This is a genomic window from Shouchella lonarensis (assembly GCF_900096965.1).
Classification (GTDB): domain Bacteria; phylum Bacillota; class Bacilli; order Bacillales; family Bacillaceae_D; genus Shouchella; species Shouchella lonarensis.
The window spans coordinates 17615-39318 of the sequence record NZ_FMYM01000009.1; the positions used below are offsets into that span (position 1 = coordinate 17615).

The 21704-nt window shown below is 43.7% G+C and carries 23 protein-coding genes and 1 other annotated feature; of the genes, 20 read left to right on the plus strand and 3 right to left on the minus strand.

Annotation, left to right across the window (positions count from 1 at the left end; translation table 11 throughout):
• Nucleotides 1–55: 55 nt before the first annotated feature.
• The 8 genes from yycF to rlmH all read left to right on the plus strand — a co-directional run bounded on the left by yycF (nucleotide 56) and on the right by rlmH (nucleotide 7887).
• Nucleotides 56–769, plus strand: coding sequence for a response regulator YycF (gene yycF, locus BLT29_RS10050; protein ID WP_090776197.1), 714 nt, complete (start codon nucleotides 56–58; stop codon nucleotides 767–769).
• Nucleotides 770–2587 (plus strand): cell wall metabolism sensor histidine kinase WalK, encoded by a 1818-nt coding sequence (gene walK, locus BLT29_RS10055; RefSeq protein ID WP_090776198.1) that lies wholly within the window; start codon nucleotides 770–772, stop codon nucleotides 2585–2587.
• A complete protein-coding gene (locus BLT29_RS10060) occupies nucleotides 2584–3873 on the plus strand; it encodes a YycH family regulatory protein (protein WP_090776199.1) in 1290 nt (429 codons plus the stop codon). The genes walK and BLT29_RS10060 overlap by 4 nt, the downstream gene beginning before the upstream one ends.
• Nucleotides 3874–3884: 11 nt before the next feature.
• On the plus strand, nucleotides 3885–4781 hold the full coding sequence (locus BLT29_RS10065) for a two-component system regulatory protein YycI (RefSeq protein ID WP_090776200.1): 897 nt from the start codon (nucleotides 3885–3887) through the stop codon (nucleotides 4779–4781).
• The gene (locus tag BLT29_RS10070) at nucleotides 4778–5572 is read left to right on the plus strand and encodes an MBL fold metallo-hydrolase (protein WP_090776201.1); all 795 of its coding nucleotides are present in this window, start codon (nucleotides 4778–4780) and stop codon (nucleotides 5570–5572) included. The genes BLT29_RS10065 and BLT29_RS10070 overlap by 4 nt, the downstream gene beginning before the upstream one ends.
• A 204-nt stretch (nucleotides 5573–5776) precedes the next feature.
• Complete coding sequence (locus tag BLT29_RS10075) at nucleotides 5777–6988, plus strand: S1C family serine protease (RefSeq protein WP_090776202.1); 1212 nt, start codon at nucleotides 5777–5779, stop codon at nucleotides 6986–6988.
• Nucleotides 6989–7103: 115 nt separating this feature from the next.
• Nucleotides 7104–7265 (plus strand): CxxH/CxxC protein, encoded by a 162-nt coding sequence (locus BLT29_RS10080; protein WP_090776203.1) that lies wholly within the window; start codon nucleotides 7104–7106, stop codon nucleotides 7263–7265.
• A 127-nt stretch (nucleotides 7266–7392) separates the two neighbouring features.
• Complete coding sequence (gene rlmH / locus BLT29_RS10085; protein WP_437182639.1) at nucleotides 7393–7887, plus strand: 23S rRNA (pseudouridine(1915)-N(3))-methyltransferase RlmH; 495 nt, start codon at nucleotides 7393–7395, stop codon at nucleotides 7885–7887.
• Between the two features lie 89 nt (nucleotides 7888–7976).
• On the opposite strand, the gene BLT29_RS10090 is transcribed toward rlmH, so the two are convergent.
• Nucleotides 7977–8351, minus strand: a complete 375-nt coding sequence (locus tag BLT29_RS10090) for a VOC family protein (protein ID WP_090776204.1) — start codon at nucleotides 8349–8351, stop codon at nucleotides 7977–7979.
• A gap of 176 nt (nucleotides 8352–8527) precedes the next feature.
• Between BLT29_RS10090 and BLT29_RS10095 the strand changes: the two genes are divergently transcribed.
• From BLT29_RS10095 to BLT29_RS10125, 7 genes are all read left to right on the plus strand, one after another.
• The gene (locus BLT29_RS10095; RefSeq protein WP_090776302.1) at nucleotides 8528–8989 is read left to right on the plus strand and encodes a CtsR family transcriptional regulator; all 462 of its coding nucleotides are present in this window, start codon (nucleotides 8528–8530) and stop codon (nucleotides 8987–8989) included.
• 27 nt (nucleotides 8990–9016) lie between these two features.
• Nucleotides 9017–9553, plus strand: coding sequence for a protein-arginine kinase activator protein McsA (gene mcsA, locus BLT29_RS10100; RefSeq protein ID WP_090776205.1), 537 nt, complete (start codon nucleotides 9017–9019; stop codon nucleotides 9551–9553).
• On the plus strand, nucleotides 9550–10611 hold the full coding sequence (mcsB, locus tag BLT29_RS10105; RefSeq protein ID WP_090776206.1) for a protein-arginine kinase McsB: 1062 nt from the start codon (nucleotides 9550–9552) through the stop codon (nucleotides 10609–10611). The genes mcsA and mcsB overlap by 4 nt, the downstream gene beginning before the upstream one ends.
• Before the next feature lie 21 nt (nucleotides 10612–10632).
• Nucleotides 10633–13086 carry an ATP-dependent Clp protease ATP-binding subunit gene (locus tag BLT29_RS10110; protein ID WP_090776207.1) on the plus strand — a complete coding sequence of 818 codons (2454 nt, stop codon included), beginning with the start codon at nucleotides 10633–10635 and terminating at the stop codon, nucleotides 13084–13086.
• Between the two features lie 222 nt (nucleotides 13087–13308).
• Entirely contained in the window at nucleotides 13309–14679 is a 1371-nt protein-coding gene (radA, locus tag BLT29_RS10115; protein WP_090776208.1) for a DNA repair protein RadA, read from the plus strand.
• 5 nt (nucleotides 14680–14684) lie between these two features.
• Entirely contained in the window at nucleotides 14685–15755 is a 1071-nt protein-coding gene (gene disA, locus BLT29_RS10120) for a DNA integrity scanning diadenylate cyclase DisA (protein ID WP_090776209.1), read from the plus strand.
• A gap of 150 nt (nucleotides 15756–15905) precedes the next feature.
• Nucleotides 15906–17003 (plus strand): PIN/TRAM domain-containing protein, encoded by a 1098-nt coding sequence (locus BLT29_RS10125; protein ID WP_090776210.1) that lies wholly within the window; start codon nucleotides 15906–15908, stop codon nucleotides 17001–17003.
• Between the two features lie 77 nt (nucleotides 17004–17080).
• On the opposite strand, the gene BLT29_RS13395 is transcribed toward BLT29_RS10125, so the two are convergent.
• Nucleotides 17081–17224 carry a hypothetical protein gene (locus tag BLT29_RS13395; protein ID WP_176763889.1) on the minus strand — a complete coding sequence of 48 codons (144 nt, stop codon included), beginning with the start codon at nucleotides 17222–17224 and terminating at the stop codon, nucleotides 17081–17083.
• A 227-nt stretch (nucleotides 17225–17451) separates the two neighbouring features.
• Here BLT29_RS13395 and BLT29_RS10130 point away from each other — a divergent pair, with 227 nt between their 5' ends.
• Both BLT29_RS10130 and BLT29_RS10135 read left to right on the plus strand, forming a co-directional pair.
• The gene (locus BLT29_RS10130) at nucleotides 17452–17712 is read left to right on the plus strand and encodes an AbrB/MazE/SpoVT family DNA-binding domain-containing protein (RefSeq protein WP_245701223.1); all 261 of its coding nucleotides are present in this window, start codon (nucleotides 17452–17454) and stop codon (nucleotides 17710–17712) included.
• Nucleotides 17712–18107: a type II toxin-antitoxin system death-on-curing family toxin gene (locus BLT29_RS10135; protein WP_090776211.1), complete on the plus strand. Its 396-nt coding sequence runs from the start codon at nucleotides 17712–17714 to the stop codon at nucleotides 18105–18107. Before BLT29_RS10130 ends, BLT29_RS10135 begins: the two co-directional genes overlap by 1 nt.
• Nucleotides 18108–18210: 103 nt before the next feature.
• On the opposite strand, the gene BLT29_RS10140 is transcribed toward BLT29_RS10135, so the two are convergent.
• Nucleotides 18211–18516, minus strand: coding sequence for a hypothetical protein (locus BLT29_RS10140; protein WP_090776212.1), 306 nt, complete (start codon nucleotides 18514–18516; stop codon nucleotides 18211–18213).
• 221 nt (nucleotides 18517–18737) lie between these two features.
• Here BLT29_RS10140 and ispD point away from each other — a divergent pair, with 221 nt between their 5' ends.
• The 3 genes from ispD (at nucleotide 18738) to gltX (ending at nucleotide 21445) form a co-directional block, all read left to right on the plus strand.
• Complete coding sequence (gene ispD, locus BLT29_RS10145; RefSeq protein ID WP_090776213.1) at nucleotides 18738–19430, plus strand: 2-C-methyl-D-erythritol 4-phosphate cytidylyltransferase; 693 nt, start codon at nucleotides 18738–18740, stop codon at nucleotides 19428–19430.
• Nucleotides 19423–19908, plus strand: a complete 486-nt coding sequence (gene ispF, locus BLT29_RS10150) for a 2-C-methyl-D-erythritol 2,4-cyclodiphosphate synthase (RefSeq protein WP_090776214.1) — start codon at nucleotides 19423–19425, stop codon at nucleotides 19906–19908. The genes ispD and ispF overlap by 8 nt, the downstream gene beginning before the upstream one ends.
• A 79-nt stretch (nucleotides 19909–19987) precedes the next feature.
• Nucleotides 19988–21445, plus strand: coding sequence for a glutamate--tRNA ligase (gene gltX / locus BLT29_RS10155; protein WP_090776215.1), 1458 nt, complete (start codon nucleotides 19988–19990; stop codon nucleotides 21443–21445).
• A 14-nt stretch (nucleotides 21446–21459) separates the two neighbouring features.
• Nucleotides 21460–21688, plus strand: a binding site (T-box leader).
• Nucleotides 21689–21704 lie beyond the last annotated feature (16 nt).

Below are 21704 nucleotides of genomic sequence, written 5' to 3' on the forward strand. Positions count from 1 at the left end.
TAAACGCGTTTCACGCTGTTTTAATTGTTTTCCACGTTGAAGAGGAGGCTTCTTAATGGACAAACATATTCTTGTTGTAGATGACGAAAAACCAATTGCAGATATATTAAAATTTAACTTGGAAAAAGAGGGTTTTCATGTTACGTGCGCGTATGATGGAAATGAAGCACTCGCGCAGGTGGAGGAGCGCCTGCCCGACCTTATTTTGCTCGATATTATGTTGCCGTTCAAAGATGGGATTGAAGTATGTCGTGAAGTGCGCAAGCAGCATGATGTACCGATCATCATGTTAACAGCAAAAGATTCAGAGATCGATAAAGTGCTCGGCTTAGAATTAGGTGCAGATGATTATGTAACAAAACCATTTAGTACGAGGGAATTATTGGCACGTGTAAAGGCTAATCTACGCAGACAACAAGTAACAGAAGAAGAGTCAGACACAAATCAAACAGCCATCATGATTGGTGATTTAACCATTTCTCCAGAGGCATATCAGGTGAAGAAGCGGGGAGAGGCGCTTGACTTGACGCATCGTGAGTTTGCGTTGATTCATTATTTGGCGCAACATTTAGGACAGGTGCTCACGCGCGAGCATTTACTGCAGGCTGTGTGGGGGTATGACTATTTCGGCGATGTGCGTACTGTTGATGTTACAGTGCGACGTTTGCGAGAAAAAGTTGAGGATAACCCGAGTTATCCGACATGTATTATGACACGGCGTGGGGTGGGCTATTATTTGGCGACGCCAGAAAGCCAGGAGCAGGAATAAATGGAACAAAAGGTTGGTTTTTTTAAGTCGATTCGTTTCAAACTTATTGTAATTTATGTGTTGCTGATTGTCATTGCGATGATGATTGTGAGTGTGTATTTTTTACGTGAATTAGAAAATAGATTAGTCGGCAATTATACGACGGTGTTAAAAGACCGTGCAAAAATGGCACAGATGACTGCGGCCGAATACTTATTGGATTCGGATAACGCAGAACTAGAGATCATGTTGAAAAATATTTTTCCTGCTGAAAGTGATGCTCCTGTGCGTGCACAAGTGATTAGTAAAGATAATACGATATTGGCCAGTTCATTTGACGATGATGCAAAGTTCATAGGTCAAAAAACAAACAAACCGATTATTAAGCGGGCGTTAGATGCCAGACCTTTTCCAGAGTTCTCACTTCGTCTCAAGCCAAAAGATAAGAGGCGTTATTTAGTTCAAGCAATGGATGTACGTGCGGGTAAAGGTGAAGTGATAGGTGCAGTTTATATTGAAGCACCAGTGGAGCATGTGTATGAACAAGTGCAAGATATCAACCGCATTTTCGTGTCGGGAACCGTCATCGCACTGATCATTACATCCGCGCTCATTGTTTTGTTGGCACGAACGATCACGTTGCCGATTATGGATATTCGTAAGCAAGCTTTACGGATGGGGAGAGGGGATTTTTCCAGACAAGTTCGTGTGTACAGTACAGATGAAATTGGTGAGCTCGCTGCTTCTTTTAATGAATTGACAAGTAAATTACATGTCACGACGCTTATGCGGGACCGTGAGCAAAAACGTTTGCGTTCTGTATTAAGTCATATGACAGATGGTGTGATTGCAACTGATCAGAGTGGCTCGATTATTTTATTGAATCGCCGGGCGGAGGAGTTGCTTGGTGTATCGCTCAAACACGTATTGAGGAAACCAATTATGAGTGTACTTCGTTTGGAGAATACACACCGTCTCGTTGATTTATATCACCGAGATAAGCCTATTTTATTGGACTTTAGTACTGACGAGGAATCATTTATGATTGAAGCCAATTTTTCTACCATTCAAGAAGAAGAAGGTCCAATCAATGGCTTTATTGCTGTTTTACATGATGTCACAGAGAAAGAGAAAATTGAGCGTGAACGACGTGAGTTTGTTGCAAATGTTTCTCACGAGTTACGTACACCATTAACAACGCTTAAAAGTTATTTAGAAGCGTTAGCAGATGGTGCGCTAAGTGATGAGGAAATTGCACCACGTTTCTTAGAGGTAACACAAAATGAGACGGAGCGCATGATTCGTTTAGTCAATGATTTATTACAACTATCGAAAATTGATGCAAAAGATTATCGTCTCACGCTCAGCTCCGTAGAATTAGGTGCTTTTTTGCATGGCGTGATTGATCGATTTGACATGATTGTTAAGGATGAGAACATTACGTTTGTCCGACGTATAGCTCGGCAACCGTTATATGTGCGGATGGACGCCGATAAAGTCACGCAAGTGCTTGACAATGTTATTTCAAACGCGATGAAATACTCTCCTAAAGGAGGAAATGTTGTTGTGACGTTGTTGCAGCGAGGAAAGCAGGCACAAATAAGCATTTCTGACCAAGGGTTAGGTATTCCAAAAGAAGCACAAGAAAAAGTATTTGATCGTTTCTATCGTGTTGATAAGGCACGTGCACGGAATGTCGGTGGGACAGGACTTGGTTTGGCGATTGCACAAGAATATATTCAGGCACACGATGGGGAGATATGGATATCGAGTGAGTATCAAAAAGGGACAACCGTGTATATTACATTGCCCTATACGTTTAAAGGAGGGAGAGGATGAGGTACGAACGACTCAAAACACTAGTCCTCATCTCATTGGTGGTGCTTAGTGGTTGGTTAACTTACCAGCTGTGGATATTCCAACCAAAAATTGACGACTTAGACATGGGGAAAGAGGATAAAGGTGCAGACCATGTGCGTTTAGGAGACCAAAGAAAGATCGTTGATTTGTTGCGTCCGTCGCAAATGGTCATTCACAGCGGACCGTCTCAGTATTATTTGATAAACAGCAAAGAAAAATCTGAAAATTTATTGAGCGATATCAAAAAAAGTAAATGGGTAGAAATGGCGGAGAATGTGGATGAGATGCCCTCAGAGGGAATTGAAGTCATTTTTCCTGTGTCAGTTCCAGTGACAATGTTGTTTGAACAGTCAAACGTAGAAGAAGAAATTGGCTTTGTGAAAGAGAAAGTATTGGATCGTTTATTCTTATATGAGGATGAAGAGAAAGATGCTGTTTTGATGCAGTTTACTAGCGACAACGAGGATGAGGTCCATACAGTTAGTATAGAGATGAGTCGGGCACATTTTGAAGCGTATTTAGCGGTGGATGAAAAGAGCGAAGTACGTGCAGAAATTGGAGGAGGAGACGTTCAAGAAGACACATTCTCACCTCGCTGGTATGTGACCGCTGAAGCGATCGAGATGGATCGGTATGAAAGGTATATAGATCGGTTGTCCGCGGACGGGATGACGAAACTGTTCTTGGAAGACGGCGTGATCACAAAAGGGAATGTAAACGGGAATAGAATCTCAACTGACGGTCGACGTACAGTGACTGTTGATGCAGTCCAAAATTTTTTAGAGTATGATTATCAATTATCCGTAGAGTCAGATGGAGAGCCTGACACTCATATTTTAGAATCAAGTGTGTCTTTTATTAATCTTTTTGGTGGTTGGACAGATCAATATATGGTTGGTCATTGGACGATGAACACGTATGGTGGTGAAGTTGAGTTTTATTTGTACGATAATGGGTATCCTATTTTTCCATATCCTGGGATGAAAGAGCCACCAATGAAGATGTGGATAAAGCGTGAAGGGACAAGTGTTAGAAGGTATGAGCGCCCGCTAATTAGACTCGGTCAGTCGATACAAATAAGTAAGCCATTAATGTCACCAGGTGTGGATGTGCTTACGGAGTTAGATCGCCAAAAAGTGACTGTAACTGATTTAAAATTAGGGTATGACGTGAAACTGAGTGTGGAGGCTGATCGTCTCATTTTTGAGCCGAGGTGGTTTTATAAAGACGATGATGGCGTTTGGCATCGTTTCTTGTGGGATTAGGAGGCAAATACATGAACTGGACACGGACGAAATCGATTTTTATTGTGACATTCTTTTGCTTAAATGTTTTTTTAGCATGGCAATTGATGGACAAAGTGGGTCGTAGTCAAATTGGTGTGTTTGATCCAGATAATATTGAGACGCGCTTAAAAGAAAACAATATTAAAGTAGCGGATGTGCCAGAAGAGATTGGGAATATGCGCGAGTCTGGTTCTGTTTTAAAAGGAACATGGGAACCATTTACAGAAGATGATGTAAAGTCATTGGTCGCTCAAAAAGCTAACAGGATAGCAGACAATTGGTGGATTGAATCGACCTTTGACTCACCTATTGACATTACGTCAGATGAAGAGAATGGCTATACAGCTTTTTTAAGCACGTATATTTACAAAGGGCTTAGTTATACATTTTCCAGTAAAGATGAAGATTCTATATACTTTGATCAGAAATTTAAACAACAACGTACCGTTGTACCTGAAGGAGCACCGCTTGAATTGTATTTGAATGATAATAATCAAGTGACCGGGTACGTGCAGCGCTATTATGACTTTGACATTACTGTAGGTGGTCGTGATGCACTCAAGTATTTGCAGGCGCTTGAAGTGCTATTGGACAAGCAACATTTACGGAGAAACGATCATGTTACGCATATTGAATTGAGTTATTATCAGATGAGGACAGAGCGATTTTCAGAGACAGAGTATTTTATCCCTGCTTGGACAGTAGAAATCGAAAGAGAAAGCGGTGGAAAGAAGCGCAATGAAACGTACTTAGTAGATGCAATATCTGGTGTTGTTTATCAATGGCCATTGGAAAGCACGATAGGCGGAGAATTGGAACAAGTGGAAGAAGGTAAAATAAATCCGTTTGATCGAGTAGATGAATATAGAGAGGGGGGGAACCGATGAGTCTGCGCTTTAGCGTGCTAGCGAGTGGTAGTACGGGCAATGCGATGTACGTGGAAACATCACAGACGCGTTTATTAATTGATGCGGGATTGACAGGAAAAAAGATGAATGCACTATTTGCTGAGATTGACCGTGATCCAGCGACGTTAGATGCTATTTTAGTCACTCACGAACATCAAGATCATATTAAAGGTGTTGGGGTGTTTGCGCGAAAATACCAACTACCAATCTATGCGAATGAGAAAACGTGGCAGGCAATGTCGAAAGCGCTTGGACAGTTATCGGGAGAGCAGCAGTACCTTTTTGCGCAGGGGGAGGTACGTGACTTTTGCGATTTAGAAGTTGAATCGTTTCCTGTTTCTCACGATGCGGCCGATCCGATGTTTTATATTTTTCGTCATGGTGGAAGGAAGCTGGTGCTTGCGACAGATATGGGCTATGTAAGCGAGCGGATAAAAAAAACGATTGCAGGTGCCCATACATATGTGTTTGAAGCAAATCATGATTTAAACATGTTACGTGTCGGACGTTACCCATGGAATGTGAAACGCCGTATTTTAAGTGACGTTGGGCACGTGTCTAATGAAGATGCGGCAGTAGCTTTAAATGAAGTCATTGATACGGAGACGTCCAGTGTTTACTTGGCACATTTAAGCTTGGATAATAACATGAAAGAGTTGGCACGAATGACGGTTGAACAAACACTGTCACAAGAAGGGCACCGTGTTGGCGAAACCATTCATTTATTTGAAACAGACCCTTTTAAATCGACACCTTTGTCTATTGTGTAAGCAGAGATTTTATTGGCGAACAGAATATGGGTTTTCATAAAAAATCGTCTAAATGTACCCACGATTGTGCACAACGGCTTATATCGAGGTATAATAGGTGCATGAAGAATGGAAAAATGAAAATGTGATGAATGTGATGAAGGTTGGTTTAAGTAGCCGACAGTTACTTTAGACAAACAGCATGTAAGAAAGGGGTTGTCATACATGGGTTATTATGATGAACATGATGAAAGACAAACTTCTCGGCAGAGACCAGTAAAACGGTTGTCTGGTTTATCGGCCTTTGGTGGGGCGATCATTGGTGGGGCGCTTGTGCTCATTGCTTCCCCGGTGATGTCTAGTTTAGGATTAGGCATGAACGATGAGAAACAGTCATCTCAGTTACCAGAGACAACGATTGAATCTGGTTCTGGTGATGTGATTAATGTAGACATTCGTTCTGCGGTGACGGAAATTGTGAGCAAGGTTTCTGATGCGGTAGTCGGTGTGATCAACTTACAAGAGGCAGGTATGTTTGGTTCAGAGGCCAGTAGTGAACAAGGAACAGGTTCGGGTGTGATTTATAAGAAGGCTGGCGACAACGCGTTTGTAGTGACGAATCAACACGTAATTGCAGGAGCTTCTGAAGTAGAGGTTGCTCTAACCGACGGTAAGCGTGTACCGGCACGGGTTGTGGGTGAAGACCAGTTAATGGATTTGGCAGTTTTAGAAATTGAGGGAAAGCATGTAGATACAGTCGCGAAGTTTGGCAACTCTGATGACCTTCAAGTAGGTGAGCCAGCGATTGCCATTGGCAATCCACTTGGGCTTGAGTTTGCTGGTAGTGTGACGCAAGGGATTATTAGTGCAAAGGAACGGAGTATTCCTGTAGACCTAAATGGTAATGGACAAATTGATTGGAATGCAGAGGTACTACAAACCGATGCCGCGATTAATCCCGGGAACAGCGGGGGGCCACTCATTAATATGAATGGAGAAGTCATTGGTATCAACTCAATGAAGATTGACGGGGATGCGGAAGGATTAGGTTTTGCCATTCCGTCTGCCATTGTACAACCAATCTTAGCTGATTTGGAAGAGCATGGAGAGGTAAGGCGGCCGGCGCTAGGCATTACGTTGCGCGCATTGAATGAAATTCCGAGTTCGTATTGGCAGGAAACATTTAAACTTCCAGAAGATGTAACAGGCGGTATTGTTGTCATTGGGGTTGCGCCAAATTCTTCTGCTGACAAAGCGGGTTTGAAAGAGCGAGACGTTATTGTAGAAGTTGAAGGAGAAGCGGTACAGAGTGGTCAAGAGCTCCGAAAAATTTTGTACGCAGAAAAGTCTATTGGTGACAAAGTGACGTTGACTTTCTATCGTGAAGGAAAGAAAGAAACAGTTGAAGCTACGCTCATTGAGCAGCAAGATGTGTAATAGAGATAAATAAGAAATGCCCCGTTGATGCACGCAATGTGAGTATCGCAACGGGTCATTTCTATGTTAAAATGTTTGACAGATGCTAAGAGCTTTGATAAGGGGGCAAGTGACTGTGTTGTATGCATGTCAAGAACATGTGGAACTAGCGCTTGATGTTGCAGTCGATACATATGAATGCGCACCAATAATGGAAAAACTTGAACAAAGTGAAGAGATGCCGTTAACGTGTATGTATTGTGCTGATGTTGCGACCTATAAGGTATTGAAAAAATAATTGTGGATATGTTGATAACCTATGTGGACAAATTCTAAATCCATGTATAATAAGGGTTAATCTATGAGTTAAATGTGCATATCTTTTACGTTATCCACAGAGTTCTTACAAAAAGAGAGAAGGAAGGATGAGTTGTCAACAGGTGGATATCACAGTTTTGGCTGTCGGGAAGTTGAAGGATAAATACTTACGAGTGGGTATTGAAGAATATAAGAAGCGGCTTGGTGCATATGCTAAGATTCGTGAGATGGAAGTATCTGACGAAAAAGCGCCTGAACATTTGTCTCAAGCTGAGATGGTGCAAGTGAAAGAAAAAGAAGGGGTACGGTTACTTGCAAACATTGCGCCTGATGCTTATGTCATTGCGCTTGCGATTGAAGGGAAAATGAAAACGAGTGAGCAATTAGCAGAGAACATGTCAAAGTTAGCATTGCATGGGAAAAGTAAAATGGTGTTTTTAATTGGTGGGTCCCTTGGATTGTCCGATGCTTGTCTCCAGCGTGCAGATGAGCAATTGTCGTTTTCAAAATTGACATTTCCTCACCAGTTGATGCGACTCATGTTGCTGGAACAAGTGTATCGTAGTTTTCGGATCATGCGGGGTGAGCCTTATCACAAATAGAAGGAGCGGGTATTGGGCAGCGCTCATGAGGAAAATAGTAAATGATAGAGCACAGCGAGATATTCGTTGTGCTCTTCAAATTAAGTTTTTTATTCGTCGCTTTCATTCCAACCTTCTTCACTCATTAGTGCAAGTGTATTGCCTTCGGTGTCTTGAAAAAATGTCATCCAGGTGGCAGTGTCGCCTATTTTTGCAACAATGTGCGGTTCATCAACAAAAGAAACCCCTTGCTTGGTCAGGCGAGTATATGCATCGTGAATACTTTCGATGTGAAAGTAAAGCACAGAACTGGCATGTGCAAATGCTTCTTTTTCCGGTAACGTGAGCATGAGGCGGAGGTCGCCACATCGAAGAAATGCCATGGTGTCTGTTTCGAATAATAGTGGTAATGAAAGTGTGTTGGTGTAAAAATCCCGTGCACGTGCTAAGTTCGAGACCGGGACGCCAATTTGTCCAATGTTCATGAAGATCAGCTCCTTTCCATACAGCATAACATTGACTAAAGATTACAATCAATTATGTGTCTAGAACTTTTTTTGCGGGCGATAATAAAGTAAGAGGGTAGAGGTTGAATTTTTTTTGGAGACCGTCTATAATAATAGTCAAAGATAGTCAAAGTCAAAGAAGGGGAGGTGGAATGTTGCGTAATATTACGGATCTCATTGAGCATTATTTAAAAACCATGCTCACGCGCAGTGGAGATTCACTGTTGGAAATTAAGCGCAGCGAGCTAGCAAAGCAATTCCAATGTGTTCCTTCCCAAATTAATTATGTTATTCGTACTCGTTTTACCGTGGAAAAGGGTTATATGGTTGAGAGTAAACGTGGCGGTGGCGGATACATTCGCATTCAAAAAGTAGAGGCACATGACGATGTGGCTTTATTCGACCATTTAAGTCAGCTCGTTGGAGAAAAGATTGACCAGCAGACGGCTGAAAATATTGTTGTGCGTTTACTTGAAGAAAAAGCAATTACGAGGCGGGAAGCGAATATGATGTTAAGTGCGCTTGATCGCACACATTTTAAACTTTCTGTTGCGCACCGTGATCACATTCGTGCCAACCTATTAAAGGCAATGCTGCAAGTGCTAATGTATGAATAACACCGTTCACATGAGGGGGCGAGCGATATGATGTGTCAAGAATGTCAAGAGCGACAAGCGACATTACATTTTAAAAAGGTGATTCAAGGGGAAAAGACGGAAATACATTTATGTGAGCAATGCGCCCAAGGGAAAGGAGATGGATTGCTCGGAGGGGATCATTTCTCCGTTCATCATTTATTTTCCGATTTATTTCATTCGGAAGGAAGCAACCAAGCGGAGCGTAGACAATTCCAGACAAAAACAGCGTGCAGACAGTGCGGCATGAGTTATGATCAATTTCGTAATGTCGGTCGATTTGGTTGTGCTCGTTGCTATGAAGCGTTTGCTGATAAATTGCCAGCTGTGTTTAAACGCGTGCAGACTGGAAATGAACGGCATCAAGGCAAGATTCCGCGCCGCATTGGGAAGTCATTGCAAATTGAACGTGAAATTACTGGATTGCGCACGCACCTTGCAAGCCTTGTGGCACGTGAAGAATTTGAAGAAGCGGCGCGTGTGCGTGATGAAATTAAACAATTAACGCTTCAAATGGAACAGGCGCGAGAGGAGGAGTCATCATGAGTGTAGAGCGATTTTTAGCACATGCACTTAGCCCGTGGATGAAAGTGGCAGGCACCGATGATGACATTGTGCTAAGTAGCCGTATTCGATTAGCACGCAATATTCAAGACTATTCGTTCCCTTTACTTGCCTCGGAGGAAGAGGCTGCTGCTGTAGTGAAGCACGTACAAGAAGTGTTTCAAACGAGCGAAGAAGGGACATTGACAGGGGCACAGATCATTGCAATGGATGAGCTTGAAGCAAATGAGAAGCGTATGCTTGTTGAAAAACATCTCATTAGTCCACATTTGGCGGAACGGTCCCATCATGGTCTCGTCCTTTTAAGTGCAGATGAATCGTTGAGTGTGATGGTCAATGAAGAAGACCACTTGCGTATTCAATGCATGTCACCTGGTTTTTCTCTGGAACAAAGTTTTCAGGCAGCAAATGCAATGGACGACTGGCTAGAATCGCATATGACGTACGCCTTTGATGAGCAATATGGCTATTTAACAAGTTGCCCTACAAACGTTGGTACGGGATTGCGTGCGTCTGTGATGGTTCATTTACCGGCGCTCGCGATGACACAGCATTTACAACAAATTTTGCCGGCAATTAACCGATTTGGTCTTGTTGTTAGAGGAATTTACGGGGAGGGTAGCGAAGCTTTAGGTAACCTCTTTCAAATATCGAATCAACTGACGCTAGGAAAAACAGAAAGTGATATGATCACAGACTTACAAGGTGTTGTAAAGCAATTAATTAAACAAGAACGTGAAGCACGGGAGGCACTTTGGCAACATTCACAGTTGAAGTTGTCAGACAGGGTGATGCGTTCTCTAGGCATTTTGACGCATAGTTATATGATTGATTCAAAAGAGGCGACTCGTCGCTTGTCGGATGTGCGTCTAGGTGTGTCTTTAGGTTTAATTGATCGTATATCACTTGACATGTTGAATGAACTTGTCATTTTAACGCAACCTGGATTTTTACAGCAATATGCACAGATGGTGCTTACACCAGAGCAAAGAGATGAAAAACGCGCTACGCTTATTCGTGAACGGTTAAAACTTTCTTAAAAAACTGTGGGGGTGGTAGAAATGATGTTTGGACGATTTACAGAACGTGCACAAAAGGTATTAGCGTTATCACAAGAAGAAGCGGTACGTTTAAATCATTCTAACGTTGGAACAGAGCATATTTTATTAGGTCTTATCCGTGAAGGAGATGGCATTGCTGCAAAAGCGTTACAACAATTAGGTCTTGGCTCTGAGAAACTGCAGCGTGAAGTAGAGGCGCTCGTCGGCAAGGGGCAGGAATCAAAGCAAACTGCGGGTGGAACAGCTCATTATACGCCGAGAGCAAAAAAAGTCACAGAGCTTTCAATGGATGAAGCACGTAAACTTGGTCATTCTTACGTTGGAACAGAGCATATTTTATTAGGACTCATTCGCGAAGGAGAAGGGGTGGCTGCACGCGTATTAAATAATTTGGGTGTAAGCTTGAATAAAGCGCGTCAGCAAGTGCTGCAACTACTTGGTAGTAATGAAGGCGGTTCTTCTTCACAATCAAACGGCGTGGCAACGAATGCGAACACACCGACACTGGACGGATTGGCACGTGACTTAACGGCGACAGCGCGTGAAGAAACGCTCGATCCAGTCATTGGTCGTAGCAAAGAAATTGAGCGTGTCATTCAAGTGCTCAGTCGCAGAACCAAAAATAACCCTGTGCTAATCGGTGAGCCTGGTGTCGGAAAAACAGCCATTGCGGAAGGGCTGGCACAAGCGATTGTGGCAAATGAAGTACCAGAAACATTACGGAACAAGCGGGTGATGACACTCGACATGGGGACAGTTGTCGCTGGTACAAAGTATCGCGGTGAGTTTGAGGATCGCTTGAAAAAAGTGATGGAAGAGATTCGGCAAGCAGGAAACGTCATTTTATTCATTGATGAGTTACACACGTTGATTGGTGCAGGTGGTGCGGAAGGCGCAATTGATGCCTCCAACATTTTAAAACCGTCTCTTGCGCGTGGGGAGTTGCAATGTATTGGGGCAACAACAATTGATGAGTATCGTCGTTATATTGAAAAAGACGCGGCGCTTGAGCGACGTTTCCAACCGATCCAAGTAGCTGAGCCGACTGTAGATGAGTCCATCCAGATTTTGCATGGGTTGCGTGACCGCTACGAGGCGCACCACCGTGTCACAATTACAGACGAAGCCATTGAAGAGGCGGTGAAACTATCAGACCGCTACATTTCAGACCGCTTTTTACCAGATAAAGCGATTGACCTTGTTGATGAAGCTGCGTCGAAAGTGAGACTGCGTTCTTACACAGCGCCGCCAAATTTAAAGGAACTCGAATTGAAGCTAGAAGAAACACGAAAAGAAAAAGATGCGTCTGTGCAAAGCCAAGAATTTGAGAAAGCGGCGTCGTTGCGAGACTCGGAACAACGGTTGCGAGAAGAGTTAGACGAAATGAAGAATGAATGGAAGAAAAAGAAAGGTCAAGAGAACACCGAGGTTGTGCCAGATGATATTGCTCAAGTTGTGGCGAGCTGGACGGGAATCCCTGTCTCTAAGCTTGCTGAAGAAGAAACAGAGCGATTACTACGGATGGAGTCCATCTTACATGACCGTGTTGTCGGGCAAGAGGAAGCAGTAAAATCTATTTCTAAAGCAGTACGCCGTGCCCGTGCAGGTTTAAAAGATCCGAAACGACCAATTGGCTCCTTTATTTTCCTTGGTCCTACAGGCGTTGGAAAGACAGAGCTTGCGCGTGCGGTGGCAGAAACGCTGTTTGGTGATGAAGATGCGGTTGTGCGCGTCGACATGTCTGAGTATATGGAGAAGCATGCAACGAGTCGTCTTGTTGGTTCGCCACCCGGTTATGTCGGGCACGAAGAAGGTGGGCAACTGACGGAGAAAATTCGTCGGAAGCCATATTCGGTCATTTTGTTAGATGAGATTGAAAAAGCCCATCCAGATGTCTTTAATATGTTGTTACAAGTATTGGAAGATGGGCGTCTGACGGATTCCAAGGGGCGCACCGTTGATTTCCGCAACACGGTTGTCATTATGACTTCAAACGTAGGGGCATCACAACTGAAGCGCAATAAATACCTCGGTTTTACAACAGAAACAGAAGGACGCGAATATAAAGATATGAAAGACCGCGTCATGACAGAGTTGAAAAACAGTTTCCGTCCAGAGTTTTTAAACCGGATTGATGAGATCATTGTATTCCATTCGCTCGAGAAGAAACATGTGAGGGAAATTATGGAGATGATGACCGAGACATTGCGGACCCGCTTGCGAGAGCAGGGCATTGACTTTGACCTGACAGATGAGGCGAAGGACAAAATTGTCGAGCTTGGTTTTGATGCAGATTATGGTGCCCGTCCACTCCGTCGTGCATTGCAGCGTGAAGTTGAGGACCGCTTGTCAGAAGAATTGTTAAAGGGCACGATTATAAAAGGACAAAAAGCGCTCATTTATGTAGAAGACGACAAGTTAGCAGTGAAAATGATGGAAAAAACGAGCGTATAGACGACATGTGCGGTACGCCTGCTAAGAAGTTGCCTTACTTTGTAGGCAGCTTCTTTTTTTTAAAACCAATTTTCTGGTACACTAGAGGAAATGGAGAAAACTGTACATTTATATAGAGCGATGTGTTGCTGCGTGATAGACAAAAATTGGTGAATGGACTTCCAGTGTAGCTACGCATGCCCGATATACATTGAAATTCAAAGGGAAGCGAGGGACTGGAAGATGGCAAAAGTAAAAACAACCTTCTCATGTCAAGATTGTGGTTATGAAACCCCAAAATGGTTAGGGAAATGCCCTGGCTGTATGAGTTGGAATACAATGGTGGAAGAAATACAGGCCCCATCAAAAAACCATCGTAGTTATGTCACCTCACAACATACAGTACAAAAAGCCCAACCTATTACTGCTGTTGAAAGGGAAAAAGAGGCTCGTATTTCAACAATGATGGTCGAACTAGACCGTGTGCTTGGTGGCGGCATTGTGCCAGGATCGCTTGTGCTCGTTGGCGGTGATCCTGGGATTGGAAAGTCGACGCTCTTATTACAGCTGTCGGCAAAATTAGCCGAGCGAAAAGCACGTGTGCTATACATTTCTGGTGAAGAATCGGTCAAACAAACAAAATTACGGGCCGATCGTTTAGGTCTCTCGTCAAATGAACTGTATGTGTTAGCGGAGACAGATGTGACACGCATTGAGCAGGCATTAGATGAAGTGAGTCCCACACTTGTGGTCATTGATTCAATTCAAACGGTTTATCGAGATGAGATCACATCCGCACCAGGGAGTGTGGCGCAAGTACGCGAATGTACAGCTGCGTTTATGCGGATGGCTAAAACACGTGGGATCGCCATTTTTATTGTAGGTCACGTGACAAAGCAAGGTGCCATTGCTGGTCCAAGGTTGTTAGAGCACATGGTTGACTCTGTTTTATATTTTGAAGGGGAACGCCATCATACGTATCGCATTTTGCGGGCAGTAAAGAACCGGTTTGGTTCGACCAATGAGATGGGCATTTTTGAAATGAAAGAGTTAGGGTTAGAAGAAGTAAAAAACCCTTCGGAAATTTTTTTAGCTGAGCGTTCGGAAGGTGCAGCTGGCTCCGTTGTTGTGGCTTCAATGGAAGGAACGCGACCCGTTTTAGTAGAATTACAAGCGCTGATTGCACCGATGGGATTCGGAAACCCACGTCGTATGGCGACGGGACTTGACCATCACCGGGTGTCGCTTTTAATGGCTGTATTGGAGAAACGTCTTGGTATGTTACTGCAAAACCAAGATGCTTATTTAAAAGTCGCGGGGGGTGTGAAGTTAGACGAGCCGGCCATTGATTTGGCTGTTTGTTTAAGCATTGCATCGAGTTTTCGCGATCGTGTGGTGAGCCCGTTAGATGTTGCTGTTGGTGAGGTCGGATTGACTGGAGAGATTCGACGTGTGTCTCGGATTGAACAACGGATTCAAGAAGCAGCCAAACTCGGTTTCAATCGAATTTTAATTCCAGAAAAAAATATCGGCGGCTATACAGTACCAAGAAGCATTGAAGTCATTGGTGTGGCTACGCTAGAGACAGCACTAGCTGTCGCATTAGGGAGGTAGGTTATATGGAAGAGCGGAAAACAATATTTATCCAAAACTTATTGAAGCTTGTCGCGCCTGGCACACCACTTCGCGCTGGGATTGATAATGTACTTAGGGCAAACACAGGTGGGTTAATTGTACTCGGGTACAATAATGAGATGATGAATATTGTGGACGGGGGTTTCTTTATTAACAGTGACTTTTCTCCAGCTTATTTATATGAACTGGCGAAAATGGATGGGGCAATTATTTTAAGTGAGGATGGCAAACGGATTTTGTATGCCAACACACAGCTTGTGCCAAACAATAATATAGAATCCAATGAGACTGGAATCCGACATCGTTCAGCTGAACGTGTGGCAAAGCAAACAGGCAATTTAACAATTTCAATTTCTCAACGCCGAAATGTGATTACCCTTTACCAAGGCGATTATCGTTATGCACTAAAAGACATTGGGGTCATTTTAACGAAAGCAAACCAAGCCATCCAAACGTTAGAAAAGTATAAAGCGGTGCTTGATCAAGGAATTACGAATTTAGGTGCACTGGAGTTTGAGCAATTGGTGACGTTTAGCGATGTTGTACAAATTATTCATCGTATTCAAATGGTACTCCGAATCAAGCGTGAAATTCAAAACTATATTTTGGAGCTGGGTGATGAAGGTCGGCTCATTACCATGCAATTAAAGGAACTTGTTTCAAACACAGAACAAGAGGCGCTTTATTTGTTAAAGGATTATGTAAAAGAGCGTACACAAGATGTCCACAAGACATTAGAAGATTTAACGACACTGCTAAATGAAGATTTGCTGGACGAGCCTGCAATTATGAAAGCACTCGGTTATGGTCGACAAACGAATCTGCAAGAACAAGACATTTCACCGCGTGGTTACCGTGTATTAAATAGGATTCCACGTTTGCCCGCACAGATCATAGAAAATGTCATTGATGAGTATGAACACCTGGCACATATTATGGTGGCTACGACGGAGCAATTAGATGATGTTGAAGGTATTGGTGCGGCACGAGCAAAAATGATTCGCGACGGACTAAACCGTATTCAAGAGCAATTATTTGTGGATCGACATATTTAAAAGAGGCGCATTCCCTGTCATTGTACTCATTCTGGAAGTCCTGTCGTAACAGGCGATGCCCATCGCATATTTTTCTGCTATAAAATGAAGGTTACTAGGTTGGATTTCAGAAACGTTGTCTATAATAGTGAGGAAGAGGAGGTGTACGTGATGCTTAAGTGGATTGTCCGGATCTTTTTTGTTGTTGCCGGTGCGACATTAGGGTTTTTGTTTATCCCCGAGCTGTTTCAAATGATGTCGGTGAATGGACCAGACTGGTTGTTTGAGCCGTATGTCGGTGCGACACTAGGTGCGTTTGTGTTATATGCTGTATCCATTTTTGTGTCTGATCTTATTGTTAATTTCTTTCGTCTGATAGAGGAAACGGTTGTGAAGGCTCCGATTGTCGATGTATTGTCTGGTTCATTAGGATTGACAGTCGGTTTAATTACAGGTCATTTACTAGGATCCCCGCTCACACAATTGGGTTGGGAGTTCGTTAGCAATGTTGTGCCAATCTTTTTAACGATTCTCATGGGCTATCTTGGTTTTCAAATCGGTTTTAAAAAGAGAGACGAGTTAATGCAGTTGGTCCTAACAGTGCGTTCTTTAAAAGGGAAAGAAAAAAAGAAAGAAGATCTCGGATACAAACATAGTGGTAAGCAACTGAAGATTTTAGATACAAGTGTCATCATTGATGGACGTATTGCTGATATTTGTCAAACTGGTTTTCTCGAAGGGACACTTGTCATACCCGGCTTTGTGTTGGAAGAATTGCAACACATCGCAGATTCATCCGACTCACTCAGACGAAATCGCGGACGACGTGGGCTAGACATTTTAAACAAAATCCAAAAAGAACTGCCTATTGATGTGGAAATCTACGATGGTGACTTTGAAGAGATTCAAGAAGTGGATAGTAAACTGGTGAAGCTAGCGAAACTGACTTCAGGGATGGTTGTGACAAACGACTTTAATTTGAATAAAGTATGTGATTTGCAAGGTGTGCAAGTGCTTAACATCAATGACCTTGCTAATGCAGTGAAGCCAGTGGTGTTACCAGGTGAACAATTGCAAGTGCTCGTCATTAAAGATGGGAAAGAACATCATCAAGGCGTTGCTTATTTAGATGACGGCACAATGATCGTTGTTGAAGGCGGACGTGAGTTTATGCACAAAAAGATCGCAGTTGTTGTGACGAGTGTGTTGCAAACGAGCGCAGGACGGATGATCTTTGCCAAGCCGGCGTCGTTGGAAGAAGCGTTGTGAAAAAATGATTGACTTGAAAAACCCTTTCGCGTGGGCGAGAGGGTTTCTAGTCGTTTGGGACGAAATTTTCAAGGCGGTCAATTCAGTGGTATGACTTTGAGTAAGTACATAAAAATGACATAGCCGATGAAGCCGGTGGCCAGTGCACTGGTGATAATGAGTAGAACGAGCCTTTTTGCATTCATCGTCGTGACGTCCTGGGAATGAATCGCTGTTTGCACATATGTTTCCCTCCAAATGAACGGATATAAGAGCAGTGTAACAGATGTGAAGATTGAGCGTCAGTAGAAAGTGTTCGACAACTTTTGGATCGAATGCAAGTAAGCGTGTGTCATCACACTTGACTGCGCGTGAGAAGTGATCTTGTTTTTATTGAGAGACACACGTATAATTATTATTACAATTATAATGTTTAGGTTCTTTGCATATACTGGAAGGAGGAAAACAAATGGTGGTGAAAGAGATGGAAAGAAAAGTAACGAAAATTGGTAGCAGTATCGGAATGACGTTTCCGCCAGATGTGTTAGAACACCTTAACATTGCGCCAGGGGATCACATTTCAATTGAAAAACATTCAGATGGTACTGTGGTTTTGCGCAAGAGCGAAAAAATCCAGCGACCAACAGGATTAAGTGCTGATTTCTTTGACGTGCTACAAAAAACCGTTGCAGAGTATGACGAAACCATCAAGGGTTTGGTTGATCGCTAATGCGTTATTTAACGGAACAAGAGGTCATTGCGATTCATTTATTTATCATGGAGAAGTATAGTCCAAATGAACAATCGGGTGTGAAGTCTCCTGAATTGCTGCAATCAGCGATCCATCGCCCGAAGCAGTCTGCGTTTGGTGAAGATGCTTATGAGGGAATTTTTGAGAAAGCTGGCGCACTCTTTGAATCTTTGGTGGGCAATCATCCATTTTATAACGGTAATAAGCGGACAGCGTTTGTATCGCTCGTTCAATTTCTTGCGTACAATGGCTTTCGATTTCGCATGGACGCCAAGAAAGCGGAGGACTTTGTCGTCGATGTTGTCAATCATCAATACCATTTTTCGGAAATGGTTGGTGTGATTGAAGCTCATAGTAAGAATACAGAGGGGTGAGTGTAAAAGAATTGAGAAGTGTGGTATTGCAACTGATGTATGACGAAGTCTGAGCAAGACCAGACCTACTGCTCAGTTTAAGGGCTCTATGTGGTGGGTCTGCTTACTGTTGAGTGGTCAACGAGCAAAGATAAAACACCAACTTCGGAATCAGCCTCCCCAAACCAATCGCAAGCATGATCAGTAAAATCGGCCATGCGGTAAGCACAAACCAAGGAACAGTAAAAAATATCATTACAATATAACAAGCCGCAATTGTGAACGGGATCACGAGTAATGGTACAAGCCATTCGGCTTTAAAGGTGATCTTCTCCCCCTTGTGGAGGGAGCGTTCGACAGTCGTATAAATCGCCGAGATGAGAAAGACGAACACAAACAGCCAAAGTGGGCTAAGGTCAGTGGGTAACAAAATATCGCCTCCTACGATGAAATATATCTCTCATTTTCATTATAGGTTATGGTCATCCATTCTATGATTAACATCCCGCTATCGAACAAAAGAATGGATTTGGAGCAGACCGGTTGAATCTTTTAATGTTTTGTTTAGTGTTTGTCAGTTTCATGTGCTTTCTCTCGGTCTCTTCTCATGTTAAGATAGAAGCTAGCAATGAAAAACAAGGAGAATCCATCATGCATACATACACAGCCATTGTCCTCGCTGCTGGACAGGGAAAGCGGCTAGGGCTTGGCTTTAATAAGCAATTATTGACGTTGGCAGGGGTGCCGATGATCATCCATACATTACGTTTATTTGCACGTGACGAAGCATGTGCAAATATGATTATCGTTGCTCGTGAGGAGGAAAGAGAACAGCTTGCTGCACTTGTAGAGCAGTATGATGTCCCGCGTGTGCAGTGTATCATTACGGGCGGTGCAGAGCGCCAAGATAGTGTGTATGCTGGGCTGCAAGTGGCAAAGACAGCGCTCGTGCTCATTCATGATGGCGCACGCCCATTTACAAGGCAAGCCGTATTGCGAGGTTTGGTCAATGCTGCCGTGGAGACAGGCGCAGCCATCGCTGCTGTACCGGTGAAAGATACGATTAAGCGTGTGAAAAGTGGTGTGATTGAAGAGACAATTGAGCGCGCGCCGTTGTGGGCTGCACAAACACCGCAAGCTTTCCAGCTTCCACTCATTCGGCAAGCGCACGACGAAGCGCGTGCTGCCTGTTATGTAGGCACAGATGATGCGAGTTTAGTGGAGCGCCTCGGACGTGAGGTGGCGATTGTTCCGAGTGATGATCTAAACATGAAAGTCACAACACCGGCAGACGTGAAGGTTGCTGAAGCGATATTAACAGAAAGAGGTCACAATGATGATTAGAATTGGTCAAGGCTTTGATGTCCATCAGCTTGTGGAGGGACGCCCGCTCATTTTAGGCGGAATCACGATTCCGTATGAGTTCGGTTTACTTGGACATTCTGATGCCGATGTATTATTACATACAATTACGGACGCGGCACTCGGCGCACTGGGGGCAGGGGACTTAGGGAAGCATTTCCCAGATGATGACCCAGCTTATAAAGATGCCGATTCAAAAATGTTGTTGCGCCATGTGTGGCAGATGGTGCGCGCGTCAGGGTATGAGCTCGGCAATGTTGATTGTACAGTGATGGCACAAGCGCCAAAACTTGCGCCATATATCGACGCGATGCGGGCACAAATTGCTACATTGCTTGAAACAGACATCACGAACGTTGGTGTGAAGGCAACGACGACAGAGAAGCTTGGATTTGTTGGGCGTAAAGAAGGCATGGCGTGTCAAGCGGTTATTTTGCTTGTAAGAAGTGACACGCTGTAAGTCAAGCATACCCCTTTGTTGTCTACGCGAGAACGTGGTATGATAAGGGGACAATGATGGAAGACGGGGAGCGGAAACGATGACTAAAGAAGTACGCGTAAGATTTGCGCCGAGTCCGACAGGGCATTTACATATAGGTGGTGCGCGGTCGGCGTTATTTAATTATTTACTGGCAAAACGTACAGGTGGTACATTCATTCTTAGAATAGAAGATACAGATCAGGCGCGGAACATTGATGCTGCGACTGAAAAGTTAATGGAGAGTTTAAGGTGGCTTGGTCTTGATTGGGATGAAGGTCCCGACAAGGATGGTGGCTATGGTCCGTATCGTTCAATGGCACGTTTAGACACGTATAAAAAACATATCGACATACTGCTTGCAGAAAACAAAGCTTATTACTGTTATATGACGGAAGAAGAGTTGGAAGCAGAACGCGAGGCTCAAAAAGCGCGTGGAGAAATGCCGAAATATAGTGGTAGAGACCGCGATTTAACAGCAGATGAGCGTGCGGTATATGAAGCCAAAGGGTTAAAGCCGGTTGTACGCTTTCGCGTGCCGGCGGGACAAACGATCACGTTTACCGACAGTGTTCGCGGGGAAGTGTCGTTTGAGACCGACGGCATTGGCGACTTTGTCATTGCCCGTCGTGACGGTGTGCCCATGTATAATTTTGCTGTTGTGGTGGATGACTATTTAATGAAAATCTCGCACGTCATCCGCGGTGAGGAGCATTTATCGAATACACCGCGGCAAATTTTACTGTATGAAGCATTTGGCTGGGATGTGCCGACGTTTGCGCACGCGTCGCTCATTTTAAATGCGGACCGGCAAAAAATGAGTAAGCGGGATGAGTCATTGATGCAGTTTGTTGAACAGTATCAATCACAAGGGTATATGCCTGAGGCGCTCGTGAACTTCTTGGCGTTGCTCGGCTGGTCTCCGGTTGGAGAAGAAGAGATTTTCTCGCTCGCATCACTGGGAGAACAATTTTCATTTGACCGTGTGTCTAAAGCGCCAGCGGTATTTGATACGGATAAACTTGCGTGGATGAACAATCAGTACATGAAAGCCGCTGACTTAGATACAGTTGTTGATCTTGCATTGCCACATTTAGTGAAAAGCAGGCGCATCAATCGTGATGGAAATGACGCGCAGCTTGCGTGGGTGCGTCGCTTGATTGGTTTGTATCAAGAGCAAATGCAGTATGGGGCAGAAATTGTCGATTTGACAACGATCTTTTTCCAAACAGAAATCACTTACGATGAAGAAGCACGCACTGTACTTGCAGAAGAACAAGTAAGTGAAGTGTTAAAGGGGTTTGCGGCTGCCTTGCAGGAAGTTGAGTCGTTTACGGCACCAGAGATAAAAAAAGCGATCAAAGCAACACAAAAAGCAACGGGACAAAAGGGGAAGAAATTGTTTATGCCAATTAGGGTTGCCGTTAGTGGTGTCACCCATGGACCTGAACTTGGTGACACAATTGAATTGCTTGGCAAAGAAACCGTGCTAACACGGTTGCACATTGCGAGTGAATAGAACATATCATAAAGCAAAAAGCGTTGAAAGGGACAAGTAGACGAGTCGATTTCTTTACTAGAGAAGGTTGCCTATGGCTGGAAGCAACTAAAGGAATGCTTGTTGAAATGCCCCCTGGAGTCTTTTTTCGAATGAAGTAGAAAAAAGCGGTCGTCACCGTTACTTGACAAAAGCTGTACTCAGGAAACTGGAAGAAATGGGTACAGGAAGCAGAGTGGAACCGTGTGTGACTACGCCTCTGTACCGATACGTATATTGG

Coding starts and splice junctions, on each gene's coding strand:
- BLT29_RS10110 (WP_090776207.1), top strand. CDS start 10,633: ATGATGTTTGGACGATTTACAGAACGTGCACAAAAGGTATTAGCGTTA.
- mcsB (WP_090776206.1), top strand. CDS start 9,550: ATGAGTGTAGAGCGATTTTTAGCACATGCACTTAGCCCGTGGATGAAA.
- radA (WP_090776208.1), top strand. CDS start 13,309: ATGGCAAAAGTAAAAACAACCTTCTCATGTCAAGATTGTGGTTATGAA.
- disA (WP_090776209.1), top strand. CDS start 14,685: ATGGAAGAGCGGAAAACAATATTTATCCAAAACTTATTGAAGCTTGTC.
- ispD (WP_090776213.1), top strand. CDS start 18,738: ATGCATACATACACAGCCATTGTCCTCGCTGCTGGACAGGGAAAGCGG.
- ispF (WP_090776214.1), top strand. CDS start 19,423: ATGATTAGAATTGGTCAAGGCTTTGATGTCCATCAGCTTGTGGAGGGA.
- BLT29_RS10125 (WP_090776210.1), top strand. CDS start 15,906: ATGCTTAAGTGGATTGTCCGGATCTTTTTTGTTGTTGCCGGTGCGACA.
- BLT29_RS10060 (WP_090776199.1), top strand. CDS start 2,584: ATGAGGTACGAACGACTCAAAACACTAGTCCTCATCTCATTGGTGGTG.
- BLT29_RS10070 (WP_090776201.1), top strand. CDS start 4,778: ATGAGTCTGCGCTTTAGCGTGCTAGCGAGTGGTAGTACGGGCAATGCG.
- BLT29_RS10135 (WP_090776211.1), top strand. CDS start 17,712: ATGCGTTATTTAACGGAACAAGAGGTCATTGCGATTCATTTATTTATC.
- BLT29_RS10090 (WP_090776204.1), bottom strand. CDS start 8,351: ATGAACATTGGACAAATTGGCGTCCCGGTCTCGAACTTAGCACGTGCA.
- gltX (WP_090776215.1), top strand. CDS start 19,988: ATGACTAAAGAAGTACGCGTAAGATTTGCGCCGAGTCCGACAGGGCAT.
- rlmH (WP_437182639.1), top strand. CDS start 7,393: ATGAGTTGTCAACAGGTGGATATCACAGTTTTGGCTGTCGGGAAGTTG.
- BLT29_RS10130 (WP_245701223.1), top strand. CDS start 17,452: ATGGTGGTGAAAGAGATGGAAAGAAAAGTAACGAAAATTGGTAGCAGT.
- BLT29_RS10075 (WP_090776202.1), top strand. CDS start 5,777: ATGGGTTATTATGATGAACATGATGAAAGACAAACTTCTCGGCAGAGA.
- mcsA (WP_090776205.1), top strand. CDS start 9,017: ATGATGTGTCAAGAATGTCAAGAGCGACAAGCGACATTACATTTTAAA.
- walK (WP_090776198.1), top strand. CDS start 770: ATGGAACAAAAGGTTGGTTTTTTTAAGTCGATTCGTTTCAAACTTATT.
- BLT29_RS10065 (WP_090776200.1), top strand. CDS start 3,885: ATGAACTGGACACGGACGAAATCGATTTTTATTGTGACATTCTTTTGC.
- yycF (WP_090776197.1), top strand. CDS start 56: ATGGACAAACATATTCTTGTTGTAGATGACGAAAAACCAATTGCAGAT.